At 72.9% G+C, this 14233-nt stretch carries 16 protein-coding genes; 6 read left to right on the plus strand and 10 right to left on the minus strand.

Translation table 11 applies throughout. The features are described 5' to 3' along the window. Positions 1-35 precede the first annotated feature (35 nt). Together MILUP08_RS12335 and MILUP08_RS12340 are read left to right on the plus strand one after the other, a co-directional pair. A complete protein-coding gene (locus MILUP08_RS12335; protein WP_007458050.1) occupies positions 36-1865 on the plus strand; it encodes a glycoside hydrolase family 15 protein in 1830 nt (609 codons plus the stop codon). A gap of 67 nt (positions 1866-1932) precedes the next feature. Then, positions 1933-2433 carry a metallophosphoesterase family protein gene (locus tag MILUP08_RS12340; protein WP_007458052.1) on the plus strand — a complete coding sequence of 167 codons (501 nt, stop codon included), beginning with the start codon at positions 1933-1935 and terminating at the stop codon, positions 2431-2433. 11 nt (positions 2434-2444) lie between these two features. Here the strand turns inward: MILUP08_RS12340 and MILUP08_RS12345 are convergent, their stop codons facing one another. Further along, the gene (locus MILUP08_RS12345; protein ID WP_039905876.1) at positions 2445-2660 is read right to left on the minus strand and encodes a DUF3072 domain-containing protein; all 216 of its coding nucleotides are present in this window, start codon (positions 2658-2660) and stop codon (positions 2445-2447) included. A 114-nt stretch (positions 2661-2774) separates the two neighbouring features. Here MILUP08_RS12345 and MILUP08_RS12350 point away from each other — a divergent pair, with 114 nt between their 5' ends. Further along, positions 2775-3713 (plus strand): NAD(P)/FAD-dependent oxidoreductase, encoded by a 939-nt coding sequence (locus MILUP08_RS12350; RefSeq protein ID WP_039907852.1) that lies wholly within the window; start codon positions 2775-2777, stop codon positions 3711-3713. Positions 3714-3737: 24 nt separating this feature from the next. Here MILUP08_RS12350 and MILUP08_RS12355 read toward each other — a convergent pair whose 3' ends face one another. The 3 genes from MILUP08_RS12355 to MILUP08_RS12365 all read right to left on the minus strand — a co-directional run bounded on the left by MILUP08_RS12355 (position 3738) and on the right by MILUP08_RS12365 (position 8018). Then, entirely contained in the window at positions 3738-5033 is a 1296-nt protein-coding gene (locus tag MILUP08_RS12355; protein ID WP_007458059.1) for a cation:proton antiporter domain-containing protein, read from the minus strand. A 106-nt stretch (positions 5034-5139) separates the two neighbouring features. After that, positions 5140-5817 carry an HAD family hydrolase gene (locus MILUP08_RS12360; RefSeq protein ID WP_007458060.1) on the minus strand — a complete coding sequence of 226 codons (678 nt, stop codon included), beginning with the start codon at positions 5815-5817 and terminating at the stop codon, positions 5140-5142. Positions 5818-5882: 65 nt separating this feature from the next. Continuing rightward, complete coding sequence (locus MILUP08_RS12365; protein ID WP_039905879.1) at positions 5883-8018, minus strand: ATP-binding SpoIIE family protein phosphatase; 2136 nt, start codon at positions 8016-8018, stop codon at positions 5883-5885. 198 nt (positions 8019-8216) lie between these two features. Between MILUP08_RS12365 and MILUP08_RS12370 the strand changes: the two genes are divergently transcribed. Further along, the gene (locus MILUP08_RS12370; protein ID WP_007458065.1) at positions 8217-9080 is read left to right on the plus strand and encodes a mechanosensitive ion channel family protein; all 864 of its coding nucleotides are present in this window, start codon (positions 8217-8219) and stop codon (positions 9078-9080) included. Positions 9081-9171: 91 nt separating this feature from the next. On the opposite strand, the gene MILUP08_RS12375 is transcribed toward MILUP08_RS12370, so the two are convergent. Continuing rightward, positions 9172-9525 carry a DUF6401 family natural product biosynthesis protein gene (locus tag MILUP08_RS12375; RefSeq protein ID WP_007458067.1) on the minus strand — a complete coding sequence of 118 codons (354 nt, stop codon included), beginning with the start codon at positions 9523-9525 and terminating at the stop codon, positions 9172-9174. A 191-nt stretch (positions 9526-9716) separates the two neighbouring features. On the opposite strand from MILUP08_RS12375, the gene MILUP08_RS12380 reads away from it, so the two are divergent. After that, on the plus strand, positions 9717-10166 hold the full coding sequence (locus MILUP08_RS12380) for a hypothetical protein (RefSeq protein ID WP_007458069.1): 450 nt from the start codon (positions 9717-9719) through the stop codon (positions 10164-10166). Between the two features lie 2 nt (positions 10167-10168). Here the strand turns inward: MILUP08_RS12380 and MILUP08_RS12385 are convergent, their stop codons facing one another. Next, positions 10169-10378 carry a hypothetical protein gene (locus tag MILUP08_RS12385; protein WP_039905880.1) on the minus strand — a complete coding sequence of 70 codons (210 nt, stop codon included), beginning with the start codon at positions 10376-10378 and terminating at the stop codon, positions 10169-10171. 157 nt (positions 10379-10535) lie between these two features. Here MILUP08_RS12385 and MILUP08_RS12390 point away from each other — a divergent pair, with 157 nt between their 5' ends. Continuing rightward, the gene (locus MILUP08_RS12390) at positions 10536-11837 is read left to right on the plus strand and encodes an MFS transporter (protein ID WP_007458073.1); all 1302 of its coding nucleotides are present in this window, start codon (positions 10536-10538) and stop codon (positions 11835-11837) included. On the opposite strand, the gene MILUP08_RS12395 is transcribed toward MILUP08_RS12390, so the two are convergent. From MILUP08_RS12395 to MILUP08_RS12410, 4 genes are all read right to left on the minus strand, one after another. Next, complete coding sequence (locus MILUP08_RS12395) at positions 11792-12049, minus strand: hypothetical protein (protein ID WP_007458074.1); 258 nt, start codon at positions 12047-12049, stop codon at positions 11792-11794. The two genes, MILUP08_RS12390 and MILUP08_RS12395, sit on opposite strands and share 46 nt — an antisense overlap. A gap of 106 nt (positions 12050-12155) precedes the next feature. Beyond that, complete coding sequence (locus MILUP08_RS12400; RefSeq protein WP_007458075.1) at positions 12156-12617, minus strand: SRPBCC family protein; 462 nt, start codon at positions 12615-12617, stop codon at positions 12156-12158. A 52-nt stretch (positions 12618-12669) separates the two neighbouring features. Further along, positions 12670-13086, minus strand: a complete 417-nt coding sequence (locus MILUP08_RS12405) for a DUF2795 domain-containing protein (protein WP_007458076.1) — start codon at positions 13084-13086, stop codon at positions 12670-12672. Between the two features lie 91 nt (positions 13087-13177). Next, positions 13178-14164: a YihY/virulence factor BrkB family protein gene (locus MILUP08_RS12410; protein ID WP_007458077.1), complete on the minus strand. Its 987-nt coding sequence runs from the start codon at positions 14162-14164 to the stop codon at positions 13178-13180. Positions 14165-14233: the final 69 nt, after the last annotated feature.

A 14233-nucleotide genomic window follows, 5' to 3' on the forward strand; every position in this document is an offset into this window, starting at 1 on the left:
AGGCATGTGCGCGGACGGTCCGGGTAGGCAGGTGGGTGCAGACCGGACAGATCAGCGACCACGGTTTCCTCGCCGACGGCCGCACGGCGGCGTTGGTGGACCGCGCCGGCTCGGTGAACTGGTGGTGCCCGGGTCGGTTCGACGCGCCGTCGGTGTTCGCGCGGCTGATCGGCGAGGACGCCGGACACTGGTCGATCCGCCCGGAGGGGGACTTCACAGTCGAACGCTGCTACCTCGAGGGCACCCTGGTGCTGCGGACCGTCTTCCGCACCGCCCAGGGCGAGGTGGAGTTGACCGACGCGCTCGCCCTGGAGCCCGGCGCGCGCGAGCACGACGTGGGGCTGCGCTCACCCCAGGTGCTGGTCCGCAGCGTGCGGGGTCTCTCCGGCGAGGTGCCGATGGTGGTGCACTACCGACCCCGCTTCGAGTACGGGCGCACCACGCCGTTCCTCGTCGAGCGGGACGGGGCGGTGGAGGCCGTCGGCGGGGCCAGCCGGCTCACGCTCGTCAGCGACGTGCGGCTGGACTACGGTGACGGCGAGGCCACCGCGACGTTCGCCGTCCGCGCCGGCACGACCCACAACTTCGCCCTCGGGTACGCCCCGACGTACGACGCGCAGCCGCCGCAGGTCCCCGAGGCCGACCAGACGATCGCCGACACGGCCGAGGGATGGCGCTCCTGGGTCCGGCAGCACGAGTACCACGGGATCTACGCCGAGCAGGTGCGGCGCAGCGCGCTGGTGGTGCAGGGCATGACGTACCGACCCAGCGGAGCGGTGGTCGCCTCGGTGACCACCTCGCTGCCGGAGAAGCTCGGCGGGGACCGGAACTACGACTACCGCTACGTCTGGGTGCGCGACTTCACCCTGACGCTGCGGGCGCTGTGGCGGACCGCCTGTTACGACGAGGTGCAGCGGCAGTTCACCTGGCTGGGTCGGGCGATGGGCCGGACCGACGAGGAGCCGGTGCCGATCATGTACGGGGTGCTGGGGGAGCGCGACCTCACCGAGCACCGCCTGGATCAGCTCGCCGGTTACCGCGACAGCCCGCCGGTGATGATCGGCAACGACGCGTGGCGGCAGCGACAGAACGACATCTACGGCGAGGCGTTGGACGCCGCCTGGCTGATGCGCGATCGGCTGGAGCCGTTGGAGCCGGACGTCTACCACCTGCTCCGGTCCCTCGCCGACCAGGCGGAGCGGGACTGGAAGCTGCCGGACGCGGGGATGTGGGAGGAGCGCGGGATCCAACGCCACCACGTGTCCTCGAAGGTGCAGTGCTGGGTGGCCCTGGACCGGGCGGTCCGCTTCGGCGAACGGCTCGGTGAGCCGTCGGACGTGGCCCGCTGGGCGGCCGCCCGCGACGAGGTGCGTGCGGCGGTGCTGGACCGGGGATGGAGCGACCGGCTCGGGGCGTACACCGGCAGTTTCGAGTCCGAGGAGCTGGACGCGTCGGTGCTGATCATGCCGCTGGTGGGGTTCCTCCCGGCCGACGACCCGCGGATGCGCTCGACGACCCTCGCGGTGGAGGGGCAGCTGTCGCACGACGGCCTGCTGCGGCGCTGGGACGGCGACCCGGCGGGGTTCGTCATCTGCTCGTTCTGGTTGGTGTGCTGCCTGGCGCTCGCCGGTGAGCGGGACCGGGCGCACGAGTTGTTCGAGGCGCTGGCCGGGCGGCTCAACGACCTCGGGCTGTTCGCCGAGCAGATCGACCCGTCGACCGGGGAGCAACTGGGCAACTTTCCTCAGGCCTTCTCGCACATCGGCCTGATCAACGCCGCCGGTGTGCTCAGTGACGTCGAACAGAACCCGGCGCTGCGCGATCGCGGCATGCCGCCGGCGTACTTCACCCCGATGTCGCGCTGAACTGCCCGGAGCGAACGCCCCCGAGCGTCCCCGGGTGGACGGGCCCGGTTCGGGGGATGATGCCCGCATGAGGCTGGTGCTCACGGCGGACACGCATCTCCCGAAGCGAGCCCGGGACCTCCCGGGGCCGCTGTGGACGGCGATCGAGGCGGCGGACGTGGTGCTGCACGCCGGCGACTGGGTCGACGAGTCGCTGTTGGACGCGATGACCGCCCGCGCGCGACGGCTCATCGGCGTGTACGGCAACAACGACGGCCCGGCGCTGCGCGCCCGGCTGCCGGAGGTGGCCCGCGTCGACCTCGACGGGCTGCGGGTCGCCGTGGTGCACGAGACGGGCCCCCGCACCGGCCGGGAGCAGCGGTGCGCGGCCCGCTTCCCCGACGTCGACCTGCTGGTCTTCGGGCACTCGCACATCCCGTGGGACAGCGTGGCGCCCGGTGGGCTGCGCCTGCTCAACCCCGGGTCGCCCACCGACCGCCGCTCCCAGCCGCACGCCACCTACCTGGAGGCCGAGACGGCCGGGGCCTGCCTGACGCGCGTCCGGCTGCACACCCTGCCGCGTCCCTGAACCGGTTCTGCCTACTGGCCGCGGCCCGTCTCGGCCTGGAGCTCGTCGATCCGCTTGGACGCCTCGGCCTTGGTCAGGTCGTCCGGCAGTGTCGCGTCCGCCTCCCGGGCCAGCGTGGCCAGGTACGACTCCTGGGCCGCCGTGGGCGGCTCGTCGCCGGTGACCCACTCGTCCGGGTCCTTGATCGCGCCGCGCGGGTCGGGCTGATCGTTGCTGCGGTCCGTCATCATCATCACCCTTTCTTCGAACAGGTGTGCCAGTACCCCGATCGCCGCCGGTTCATGCCGGTCCGCGGCGACAGTCGCACCTACGATCACCTGATGAGCGTGAACTCCTCGGGCGTGGTGGTGGTCGGGGCGGGCATCGCCGGGGTGACCTGTGCGGTGGAGCTGGTCCGGGCCGGGGTGCCGGTGCAGGTCCGTGAACGGGGGCACGTCTGCGGCGGCCGGATGGCCAGCAAACGTTTCGACGGCCGGCCCGCCGACACCGGCGCCGCGTACTTCACCGCCAGCGACCCGGACTTCGCCGCAGTGGTCGACGAGTGGCGTGCCGCCGGCCTGGTCCGGGAGTGGACCGACACCTTCTGGTCGTACGACACGAACGGCCGCCACGACGTGCCCGGTCCGCTGCGCTACGCCGCGCCGCGCGGGCTGCGGTCGCTTGTCGAGAACCTGGCCGGCGCGGTGCCGGTGACCGTCGACCGGTTGGTGCTCGCCGTGGAGCCCGGCCCGGCCGTCGACGGCGAGCCGTGCGCGGCGGCCGTCCTGGCCATGCCGGGGCCGCAGGCCGCCCTGCTGCTCGATCCCGCCCTGGCCGACGCCACCCGTGTCGTACAGGCGCAGACCTGGTCGCCGACCCTGGCCGCGGTGCTGCGTTTCCCGTCCCGGCGCTGGCCGCGCTTCCACGGCGCGTTCGTCAACGACCACCCGGTGCTCAACCTCATCTGCGACGACGGCGACCGGCGCGGTGACGACGCGCCGGTGCTGGTGGCCCACACCGTGCCGGAGTTCGCCGCCGGGCACCTGGCCCAGCCCTCCGGCGCCGGACCGGCGATCGAGCAGGCCGTGCGGGACCTGCTGGGACTGGCCGAGGAGGCCACCGACGTGCACGTGCACCGCTGGACGTACGCCAAGCCGGCCGGTGACGTCACCGGCAACACCCACCACCTCGACACCGACGGGATCGGCCTGGCCGGCGACGCGTTCGGCAAGCCCCGCGTGCAGAGCGCCTGGCGCTCGGGCCGCGACCTCGGCCGGGCGCTGGCGGCCCGCCTGGGCTGACCGCCGCCGCCCGGCCGCTCGCGCTCAGGGGTGCCCGGCGGCGGCGACGGGCTGGGCGGACTCGTCCCGTTCGGACGGGTCCTCGGTCCGCTCGCCCTTCCGATCCAGCAACTGCATGACCGGCGTCGCCGCTACGCCGTGCACCACCACGGAGACGAGCACCACCAGCCCGACGGTCGCCCACAGCAGCTCCGCCTGCGGAAAGTCCGCCTTCGTGGTGGCGTACGCCAGGTAGTAGAACGAGCCGACGCCACGGATGCCGAACAGCGAGATCACCCAGTGCTCGGCCGGTCGGCCCGGCGCTCCGCGTAGCGACAGCCAGCCGAGAGCCGGCCGGACCAGGAAGACCAGCGCCAGCCCGACGGCCGCGGCCGGCCAGGTCAGCGGGCCGAGCAACCCGCCCACGATCGCGCCGCCGAGAAGCAGCAGCAACACCAGGGTGAGCAGCCGCTCGACCTGCTCGGCGAAGTCGTGCAGCACCGAGTGGAACTCGTGGGTCCGTTCGGCGGCGCGGATGGCGCGCGCGGCCACGAACACCGCCAGGAAGCCGTACCCGCCGGCCACCTCCACCAGCCCGTATGCGAGGAAGGTGGCGGCCAGTGCCAGGAAACCCTCGGCGTGCCGGGCCAGCCGCAACTCGCTGGGCGCCCGGAAGAACAGCTTGCCGAGCAGCCAGCCGATGAGCAGGCCGCCGCCCACACCGACGCCCACCTTCCAGAGCACGTCGACGGTGAACCACTCGGCCAGCCACGCGCGCGGAGCGAGGCTGGTCGAGGCGATCGCGATGGCCGCGTAGACGAACGGGAACGCCAGCCCGTCGTTGAGGCCCGCCTCCGAGGTCAGGGCGAAGCGGACCTCGTCCTCGGAATCCTCCACGTCGGTGGGCTCGCCGACCTGCACGTCGGCGGCGAGCACCGGATCGGTGGGCGCGAGCGCGGCGCCCAACAGCAGCGCCGCGGCCGGCACCAGGCCGGCCCACCACCATCCGAGCAGCGCCACCGCCGCGATGCACAGCGGCATCGCGATGACCAGCAGCCGCCAGGTGGACGACCACCGGGCCCAGCTCAACGGCCGGTCGATCTTCAACCCGGCGCCCATCAGGGCGACGATCACCCCGATCTCGGTCAGGTGGGTGGTCAGCTCGGGGTGGGCCAGCGGATCCGGTGTCGGCAGCCCGACCGGCAGGAGGAAGACCAGCATGCCGAGGGCGAGGAACGCGATCGGCATGGACAGTGGGCGGCGCTCCAACACCCGGGGCAGGATGCCCGCGAGCAGTGCGCCCACTCCCACCAGCGCGAACGCGACGTCTACCGGCTCCACGGACACCACCTCTCGCCGCACCCGCGCGGTGCGGGCAGGTGGCCACAGACCATGCCCCGGAAGACTTCCGGCTATGCGTGTGCGTCGCGGTGAACCGGAGTGAGTCTCACCTCGGCCGGGTGAGCGGGGAATCCGCCAGCTCGGCCAGGAGCGCGGCCGGGTCGTCGTACACGGCCACCGCGCCGGCGCCGGCGAGTTCCCCCCGGCTGGTGCCGCCGCAGGTCAAGCCGACGCACGGGATGTCCAGCTTGCCGGCCGCGGCGACGTCCCAGACCGAGTCGCCGACGAAGACGACGCGCTCGGCGCTCAGACCGGACTGCTCCAGTGCCGCCTCGAGAATGTCCGGCGCCGGCTTGCTCTCCTGCGCGTCCGCCGAGGAGGTCACGGTGTCCACCACGTCGTCGGCGTTCAGGGCCCGGCGCAGCGCACCCACCTCGTGTTCCGCGGCGGAGGTGGCGAGCACCACCCGCAGCCCCCGCTCGGCGCACGCCCGCAGCAGGTCCACCGCACCGGGCAGTGGAGTCAGCCGTTCCCAGTACTCGGTGTACAGGGTGTCGTGCGCCTCGCGCAGTTTCGGGTCGTCGTCGCGGTCGCGCTCCGGGCCGAGCAGGTGGTCCAGCAGCTTGTCCGAGCCCATCCCGATCGAGCGGTGCACGGTCGCCATCGGCACCGGGTGGTCGGCCTGGCGCAGCGCCTCCCACCAGCTCACCGTGTGCAGGTAGGTGGTGTCGACGAGCGTCCCGTCGATGTCGAAGAGCACCCCGTGGGGTTGTTCGGTGGCCATGGGCGCACTCCTACCCGTTCGGCGGCCGGCTGATTCGTCCGGGATTCCCGGCGGGCCGGCCGACCTCAGCGAGACTCGGCCGGCGGGACGAGGATCTCGAACCAGACCGTCGAACCGCGCACCGACGGGTCGGTGCCCCAGGCGTCGCTCAGCTCCTCGATCAGGCCCAACCCGCGCCCGCGACTGCTCAACGTGTCGGTGCGGGCCCGGGTCACGGTGCCTCGGGTCCCGGAATCGGCGACCGAGACCAGCAGCCGCTCCGGACTGAGGTCGATCTCCACGCGGGCGGCCGTGCCGGCGTGCAGCAGCGCGTTGGTGGTCAGCTCGCTGGTGCAGAGCACCGCCGCGCCGATCACCGACTCGGGCACCTGCCACTCGGTGAGCTGGCCGGTCATCCAGTGCCGGACCCGGCTGGGCGCGGTCGGTTCGGCCGGCATCTCCATCGCCGTCGACCGGCTCGGCTTGAGCGCGTGCTCGACCGCCAGCACGGCCACGTCGTCCTCGGTGCCGCCGGACACCGCGGCGGTCGCCACCGCGCAGAGGGCGCGCGGGTCACTCGTGCCGGCCTTGGCCACGGCGTCGCCCAGGGCGTCCAGCCCGGCGGTGAGGCTCTGTCGCCGACGCTCCACCACCCCGTCGCTGAACAGCAGGAGGGTGTCGCCGGGCGGGAACGCGACAGTGACGGTAGTCGGCCGCCCACCCAGCCCCAGCGGGGGACCGGTCGGCAGTTCCACGTACTCGGCGTGCGACCGGCCGTCCGCGGCGCAGCGCCGGATCAGTGGAGCGGGATGACCGGCGCTGGCCAGGGTCAGCTCCCGCCGCTCGGCGTCGATGACCCCGAACGCCACGGTGACGAACAGTTCGTGGGTGCCGGCCTCCACGCCGAGGCTTGTCACCAGCCGGTCCAGCCCGGCCAGCACCGCGTCCGGCGCGGGGTCGGCCAGGGCCAGCGCCCGCAGTGCCGCCCGCACCTGCCCCATCCGCGCCGCCGCCTGCACGTCGTGCCCGGCGACGTCGCCCAGCACCACGCCCAGCGCGCCGGTGGGCAGCAGGAACGCGTCGTAGAAGTCGCCGCCGGCCGCGTTGCCGTCCACCCCCGGGTCGTAGCGGGCCGCGATCCGCAGTCGGGGCAGGTCGGGGAGGTGCTCCGGCAGCATGCTGCGCTGCAGCAACTGGGCGGTGCCGTGCTGGGTCTCGAACCGCCGTGCCCGCTCCGCGGCCTGACCGATCAGCTCGGCCGAGGCGGCCAGCAGTGCCCGCTCGGCGGCCGACCAGGAGTGCGGGACCTGGTAACCGACCGTCAACCCACCCCGGATCACCGACGTGCCCAGCGGCAGCACGGCCATCGACCGGACCTTCTGGTCGTGACGGTCCACGGCGGTCTCGCGCAGCGGCTGCCCGTCGCGGGTGAACGACGGCTCACCCGAGCGGGCCGCGAGCGCGACCGGGCTCGACCAGTCCGCAGGCGCCCGCCGCCACAGCGGCGGCAACCGCTCGTCGGCCTCGTCCATCAGCTCGCCACGGACCCGACGCACCATCCGCCAGCCGCCGCCACCCTCGTCGACCACGAACGCGACCCGGTCGGCGTCGAACGTGGTGATGGTGTGGCGCAGCGCGACGCGAGCCACGTCGTCGAGGGTGAGGGTGCCGGCGAGCGCGGCGGCGACCTCGCTGAGACTCTGCAACTGCTCGGTCACGTGGGTGGTTTCGGCGGCGACCGTCAGGATCCCCACGATCTGCCCGGCGCTGTCCCGTACGGCCGAGTGCCCCCGGGTGAAGACCACCTGCTCGACCACCCCGGAGCTGTCCCGGACCAGGGGGAGCGTGGACTCCTTCTCCAGGAACGGCACACCCTGCCGGTAGGCGCGCTCGATCACGTCACCGAAGCCGGGCAGCGCCCAGACCTCCGCGTACACCTCGGCGGCCGGGCGGCCGAGGGCAGCCGGGTGCTTGCTCCCCAACAACTCGGCGTAGCCGTCGTTGTAGAGCAGGACGAGGTCGTCGCCGTACGCCAGAGCCATCGGCATCGGCGAGGCGAGGATCAGCTCGACCACGGCACGGACCGCCGGATCCCACCTCGCACGCGGCCCGAGGGGAGTGTCGGACCAGTCGTGGTCGAGCGCAGCGGCCGCACCGGGCCCGGTGGATGCGCCGGGGACCGGGATTGCTGGCGTGGGGACTCGCCCGACCGTTCCTGGCATGTTCGCAGCCTAGCCGGCCGTCGGCCAGCCGCATCCGATCATGTGCGCGGGTCGCGGCCGACCTCGGCGGGATGCCTGTTCGGGCAGGTCAGGGCCCCTGTTGGTCGACTTGTCGGAAAAATGGCAGCGAGCCGCGCGGACTGCCGTACCGGTGGCCGGGTATGCGCCCGGCGCAGTCCATGCGACAGGAGGGACATCATGCTGAAAACCCTCGCGGTTCGGCAGGCCGACATCGGCGATGCCATCGCCGACACCTGGAGGTCGGTGCTGCTCTTCATCCCGAAGGCAGTGGCCTTCATCGTCATCCTCGTGGTCGGCTGGCTCATCGCCAGAGCGGTCCTCAAGATCGTGGATGCGGTGCTGGAACGGGTGCGCTTCGACCAGGCGGTCGAACGCGGAGGCATCAAACGGGCACTCGAGAGAACGAAGTACGACGCCAGCGACATCCTGGCCAGGTTGGCGTACTACGCCGTCCTGCTGTTCACCCTGCAGTTCGCCTTCGGAGTCTGGGGGCCCAACGCGATCAGTGACCTGATCAGCGGTGTGGTGGCCTGGCTGCCGCGCGCGTTCATCGCGATCGTCATCGTGGTGGTCGCGGCCGCGATCGCCAACGCCGCCCGGGATCTGGTCACCGGGGCGCTGGGCGGACTCTCGTACGGCAAGGTCCTGGCCGACCTGACGGCGATCTTCATCATCGCGCTCGGCGTGATCGCCGCGCTGAACCAGGTGGGCATCGCCACCACTGTCACCACTCCGGTGCTGATCGCGGTGCTCGCCACGGTCGCCGGAATCCTGATCGTCGGCGTCGGCGGTGGTCTGGTGAAGCCGATGCAGAACCGCTGGGACGGCTGGCTCGACCGGGCCGCCCAGGAAGCCCGGGCGGTGCAGGAGCACCGGCGGGCCACCTCGGCCGGGCGCGGTGACATGGAGCGGCAGATGGCCGACCGTGGCGGCGACCGGACCCAGGCCATGCCCCGGGTCGACGAGCAGTCGACGATGTCCGGTGGGCGCGGCACGTACCAGTCCGGTGCGGCCGACGAGACCCAGCAGTACCGCCCGTAGCGGGGCGACGGCACGACCGTGCGGGGGAGGGCGTCCGCGTCACGCGGGCGTCCTCCCCACGTCGCGAGTGGTGTACGGGGTGACCGGCCGGTCAGGAACGGTCGAGCGAACGGGCCAGCGCGCACACGGCGACGAGCCGGGCGAGCGGCCACTCCGGCTCGCTCCAGTCCACCGGGCCCCGCGGCGGCGTCCACCCGTGCTCCAGGGCGGCCTCACGTACGCCCTCGGCGTAGCCGGCGAGCGTCGCGGCGGTCAACGGCCGCCGGTCGCCGTCCAGGCTGTCCCGCACGGCGGCGGCGTGCTGGTCGACGAGCGCCAGCAGTCCGGGACGCGCGGCGGCGGCGGCGAGGCCGGCCGTGCCCACGGAGACGGTGAGGGCGGCCAGGGTGGACCGCGCCGACTCGACGGCGGTCCGGGAGGCGACCCGGTTGAACGACACACGCATGGTGACCGAGGCTAACCGACAGGTGACCGGTCGGCCTCGGCCGCTCGGCGGGTGTCGGCTGTGTCACCGGACGAGTCGGGGCTGGCCGCGGGGGTTGATCCGGGACAGACGGGGCAGCAGTCAAGGGACGGCGCAGCGTGGCACAGAGCACGGCGGCGCCGGGTGGGCGGCAGACAGCAGGGAGGCAACCGATGGGGGAACCGACGGACGGGCCGGACGAGCGGCACCGGCGGCCGGCGGGGGTGAGCGACGAGACGGTCGCCGCGCTGGGCAAGCTCAGCGAGGCCCTGGAGTGCGTGGAACGGGCCCGTGGGCACCTGTACTCGCTGCACCAGCTGATCGGGCACGCCGACCTGATGCTCGACGACGCGGTGGAGCAGTTCCGTGCCGCCGGCCATCCGCACCTCGCCGAACGGATCGACACCGAGCTGCTCGGCCGCAACGTGATCGCCGGCCGGTGGACGTTCCAGATCGTCGAGGACTTCGACGACGGCTACCACGCGCTGTTCCGCGAGCTGGACCGGCAGGCCCGCGACGAGTTGGTGGGCGGGCGGCGTCATCTGTACGAGGCGGAGATGAAGGAGCGCCGCCGCACCCGGGGTCGACCGGGACACGAGGCCCGGCCGACCGGTGACGGCTAGGCCTAGTCGCCTGTCGCGTTGGCCGGCCGGCGACGGGCGGCGTCGTCGGCGATGATCACGGTCGCCACCATGAGCGCGACGCAGAGGCTGAACAGCCAGGAGTCGTCGGAGACGAGCCAGGCCGACACGGGCGCCTGCAGCGCGGCGAGCAGGAAGCCGAGCCAGGCGAGACGGCGCTGACGCGTGGAGAGGATTCCGGAGCCTTGATGCATCCCGAAATTCTTACGCGAACTGACCCGTTTGCCGTCCCCCGATCGGCCGATTCTGGCTGAGCTGTCCGCTTTCTCAACCATCGGGACACCAGTTCTTGTCGCGATGCACGGGCGGCTCCCGCCTCCGCTAGGGTGCGCTGCGGCAGGATGGTCTCCCGTGTCCACCTCGCCCGCGCCGCCCCGCGCCACGCTGCTCCTGCTGGCCTACCTCGCGTTCGTCAGCCTCGGCCTGCCCGACGGGCTGCTCGGTGTCGGCTGGCCGTCGATCCACGCGGACCTCGGCGTACCCACCGAGGCGGTCGGGCTGCTGCTCACCGCGGGCACTGTCGGCTATCTCACCTCCAGTGTGCTGGCCGGGTTCACGCTGGCCCGCGTCGGCGTGGGCGCGCTGCTCGCCGGCAGCACCCTGCTGGCCAGCCTGGCGCTTACCGGTTACGCCGTGAGCCCCGGGCTGGCCGTGCTCGTGGGCTGCGCGCTGCTGCTCGGGCTGGGCTCCGGTGCGGTCGACTCCGGGCTCAACGCGTACGCCGCCGGGGCCTTCGGCCCGCGACACATGAACTGGCTGCACGCCTTCTTCGGCCTCGGCGTGGCGATCGGTCCACTGATCATGACGGCGGCGCTCAGCGGTGGGCTGACGTGGCGGTGGGGGTACGGCATCGTGGCCGGCGCCCAGGTCGCCCTCGCCATCGCCTTCGTGCTCACCGTACGCGCGTGGCAGCGCCGCGATCCCGCTCCCGAGGCGGGCGGTGCGGCGACCGGCGCCGTGCCGGCGATCCGGGTGCCCGTCCTCGCCACGCTGCGGCTGCCGGCGGTCTGGTCCGGGGCGCTGGCCTTCGCGCTGTACGTGGCCATCGAGGTGTCCGCCGGACTCTGGGCGTTCCTGTTGCTCACCGAGGGGCGCGGTCTGAGCGCCGCCGTGGCGGGCGGCTGCGTCTCCGCGTACTGGGGAAGCCTCTTCGTCGGCCGCGTGGTGCAGGGCGTGGTGGCCGAGCGGCTGGGACCCCGCTCGGTGTTGCGGGTCAGCCTGGCCGGTATGGCCGTCGGTGCGGCGCTGATCGCGGTGCCCGGGTCGGCGGCGCTGGCGGTGCTCGGCCTGGTCGTGGTCGGCTTCGCCGCCGCGCCGGTGTTTCCGCTGCTCACCCTCACCACCGCCGACCGGGTCGGCGCGGCGCACGCCGACCGGGCCATCGGGCTCCAGATCGGGGCCGCCGGTCTGGGGGCGGCGCTCGTCCCCGGCGGGCTCGGCGTGCTGATCAGCAACGTGTCCGTGCAGGTGCTCGGCCCGGCCCTGGTGGTGCTCGCGCTGGCGCTGATCCTGCTCTACGAGCTGGGCGCCCGCCGGCCCGCCGCCGGGTCGGGGCGGACCGGCGTCGCCGGAAGCGGGCCGGAGCGGACCGCCGCGCCCGACGCGGACTATCCGTTGTCCGGTCCGGTCCGTCCGGTCGTCGACGGGCGGTAGGCACGCTGCGGGTCGGTCGGCTCCCGCCCCGCGCCCTCGGCCTGACCGTCGCGGTCGGCCGCCGCCGGCCCGTGCCCGAAGGCAGCCTCCTCACCGGCGTCGTTGCCGGTCACGTCGTCGGCCTGCCCGTCGATGCTGGAGCCCGCCACGGCGCGCTCCAACTCCTCCAGCGGAAGCCGTTCCTCGTCGCGCCACACCCTGTCGTCCGTCATGACATCAGCCGTACCCGGGCGTGATGATCGCAAACTGGCGTCGGTCGGGCCGGAACGCCACGATGGCCGCCGGACATCCGGCGGCCATCGTCGTTGGTGCGAGGGATCACGGCTGCGGGCGGTCCACCGAGCCACGCCAGGCGCCGGTCTCCTGACCGCGCCGCTCGATGAACGTCTTGAACCGCTCCAGGTCGCCCTTGGCCCGCCGGTCGACGATGCCGAGCTTGTCGCCGGCCTGCTCGACCACCCCGTGCGGCTCGAACTCGAGCTGGAGGGTGACGCGGGTCTTGGCCTCGTCCAGGCGGTGGAAGGTCACCACACCCGCCTGCTGGGTGCCGCCCGTGGAGCGCCAGGCGACCCGCTCGTCGGGCAGTTGCTCGGTGATCTCGGCGTCGAACTCACGCTTCACGCCGGCGATGTCCACCGTCCAGTGGGTCATCGTCTCGGAGAGCTGCCGGACCTCCTGCACGCCCTCCATGAACTGGGGGAACTCCTCGAACTGCGTCCACTGGTCGTACGCGGTGCGCACGGGGACGGCAACCTCGACGTGTTCGGTTACGCCACTCATCAGGAATCCTCCTTCAGTCGCGGGTGAGGACCGGATCGGGGGACGATCCTGCTCACCAGCGGGTTGTCTCGTTCTTGTGGCCGAGCGCGGCCCACACCTCGGAGACCGTCTGGTACTCGGTGCCCTCGGGCAGGCGTTCCAGCGCCGCCACGATGTCGTCCGGCGCCTCGTTCTCACGGGCGCTGGCGATGAGCACCAGTCGGTCACCCGGCAGCGCGCTCATCGAGATGAACCGGCCGAGCCGGCTGCGCTGCTCGACGTCTGTGGAACTCATCCCCTGCGGGGTGCCGGTGCGCAGGTCGCCCGCCGGGGCCGTGGTGGTCTCCGGCTGGTCCTCGCCGGCCGGTTCCGGCACCCGGGACTCGTCGACCCGAGAGCCACCGGTCCCCGGCCCCTGGACGAGGCCGCTGACCTCCTGGCTCATCTGCTCGTCGATCCTCGGTCCGTGCTTGCTGTTGCCACGCTCCATGCCTTCTGCGCTACCCGGCACCCCGGCGGGTAAACCGGCACCGGGTCACGAACCGGCCCGGCGGTCGGACATCCGGGCGGACAACAGGCGCTCAGGAGTCGGCGGGCCTGCGCGGCGGCAGCACCGGCTCCTCCGGGTCCGGATCGCCCGCCTGCAACTGCCGTCCCCGCTGCACCTCGGCGTTGATCTGCACGCCGAGCATCAGTGCCGAGTTGGACAGGTAGAGCCAGACCAGGAACGCGATGGCCGCGCCCAGGCTCCCGTAGGTCGTGTCGTAGGCGGCGAAGTTGGTCACGTAGAGGCCGAAGCCGAAGGACACGGCAGCCCAGGAGACCAGGGCCACCGCGCCGCCGGGGGTGAGCCAGCGGAAGCGGGGTTGGCGCACGTTCGGCGCGATCCAGAACAGCAGGGACAGCAGCACCATCATGACCATGGCGAGCACCGGCCACTTCGCCACGCTCCACACCGTGCGGGCCAGGCCACCGGCGTGGATCAGGTCGCCGACCGCGTCGGTGACCGGGCCGCTGACGATCAGCGCGAGGGCGACCACCGCGAGCAGCAGCAACGTCACCGCGGCCAGGCCGATCTGCACCGGACGCAGCTTCCAGACCGGCCGGCCCTCGGTCACCCCGTAGATCGCGTTGGAGGCGCGGGTGAACGCCCCGATGAAGCCCGACGCCGACCACAGGGCGCCGAGCAGACCGAAGCTCAGCAGCACCTTGACGTTGCTCTGCTGCACCACGACGGCCCGGATCACCCCGATCATGCCGCCGTCCTCGTCGGCCACCACCGACCCGGCACCCACCTGCCGGGCGAGGTCGACGACCGTGTCCAGGGTCCGCTCGCCGTCGGAGACCAGACCGACCAGGGCCACCACGACGATGGCGGACGGGAAGAGCGCCAGCACGCCGTAGTAGGTGAGCGCGGCGGCCCAGTCGGAGCAGTTGTCGTTGACGAAGTTCTGCACGCTGCGGACCAGCACCCCACGCCAGGTCCGCCAGCTCAGCTGTCGCATCCGGCGGGGCACCCGCTCGCCCGGCGTGCCGGCGCGTGTCGTACCGGGCTCCGTGGTCGTCATGCCCGCTCCCTGTGCCCCGGCCACCGGATGACCGGTCGTCCGGTCGGGCCTGGCCGGGCCGGTACCCAC

It is taken from the genome of Micromonospora lupini str. Lupac 08, assembly GCF_000297395.2.
GTDB lineage: Bacteria > Actinomycetota > Actinomycetes > Mycobacteriales > Micromonosporaceae > Micromonospora > Micromonospora lupini.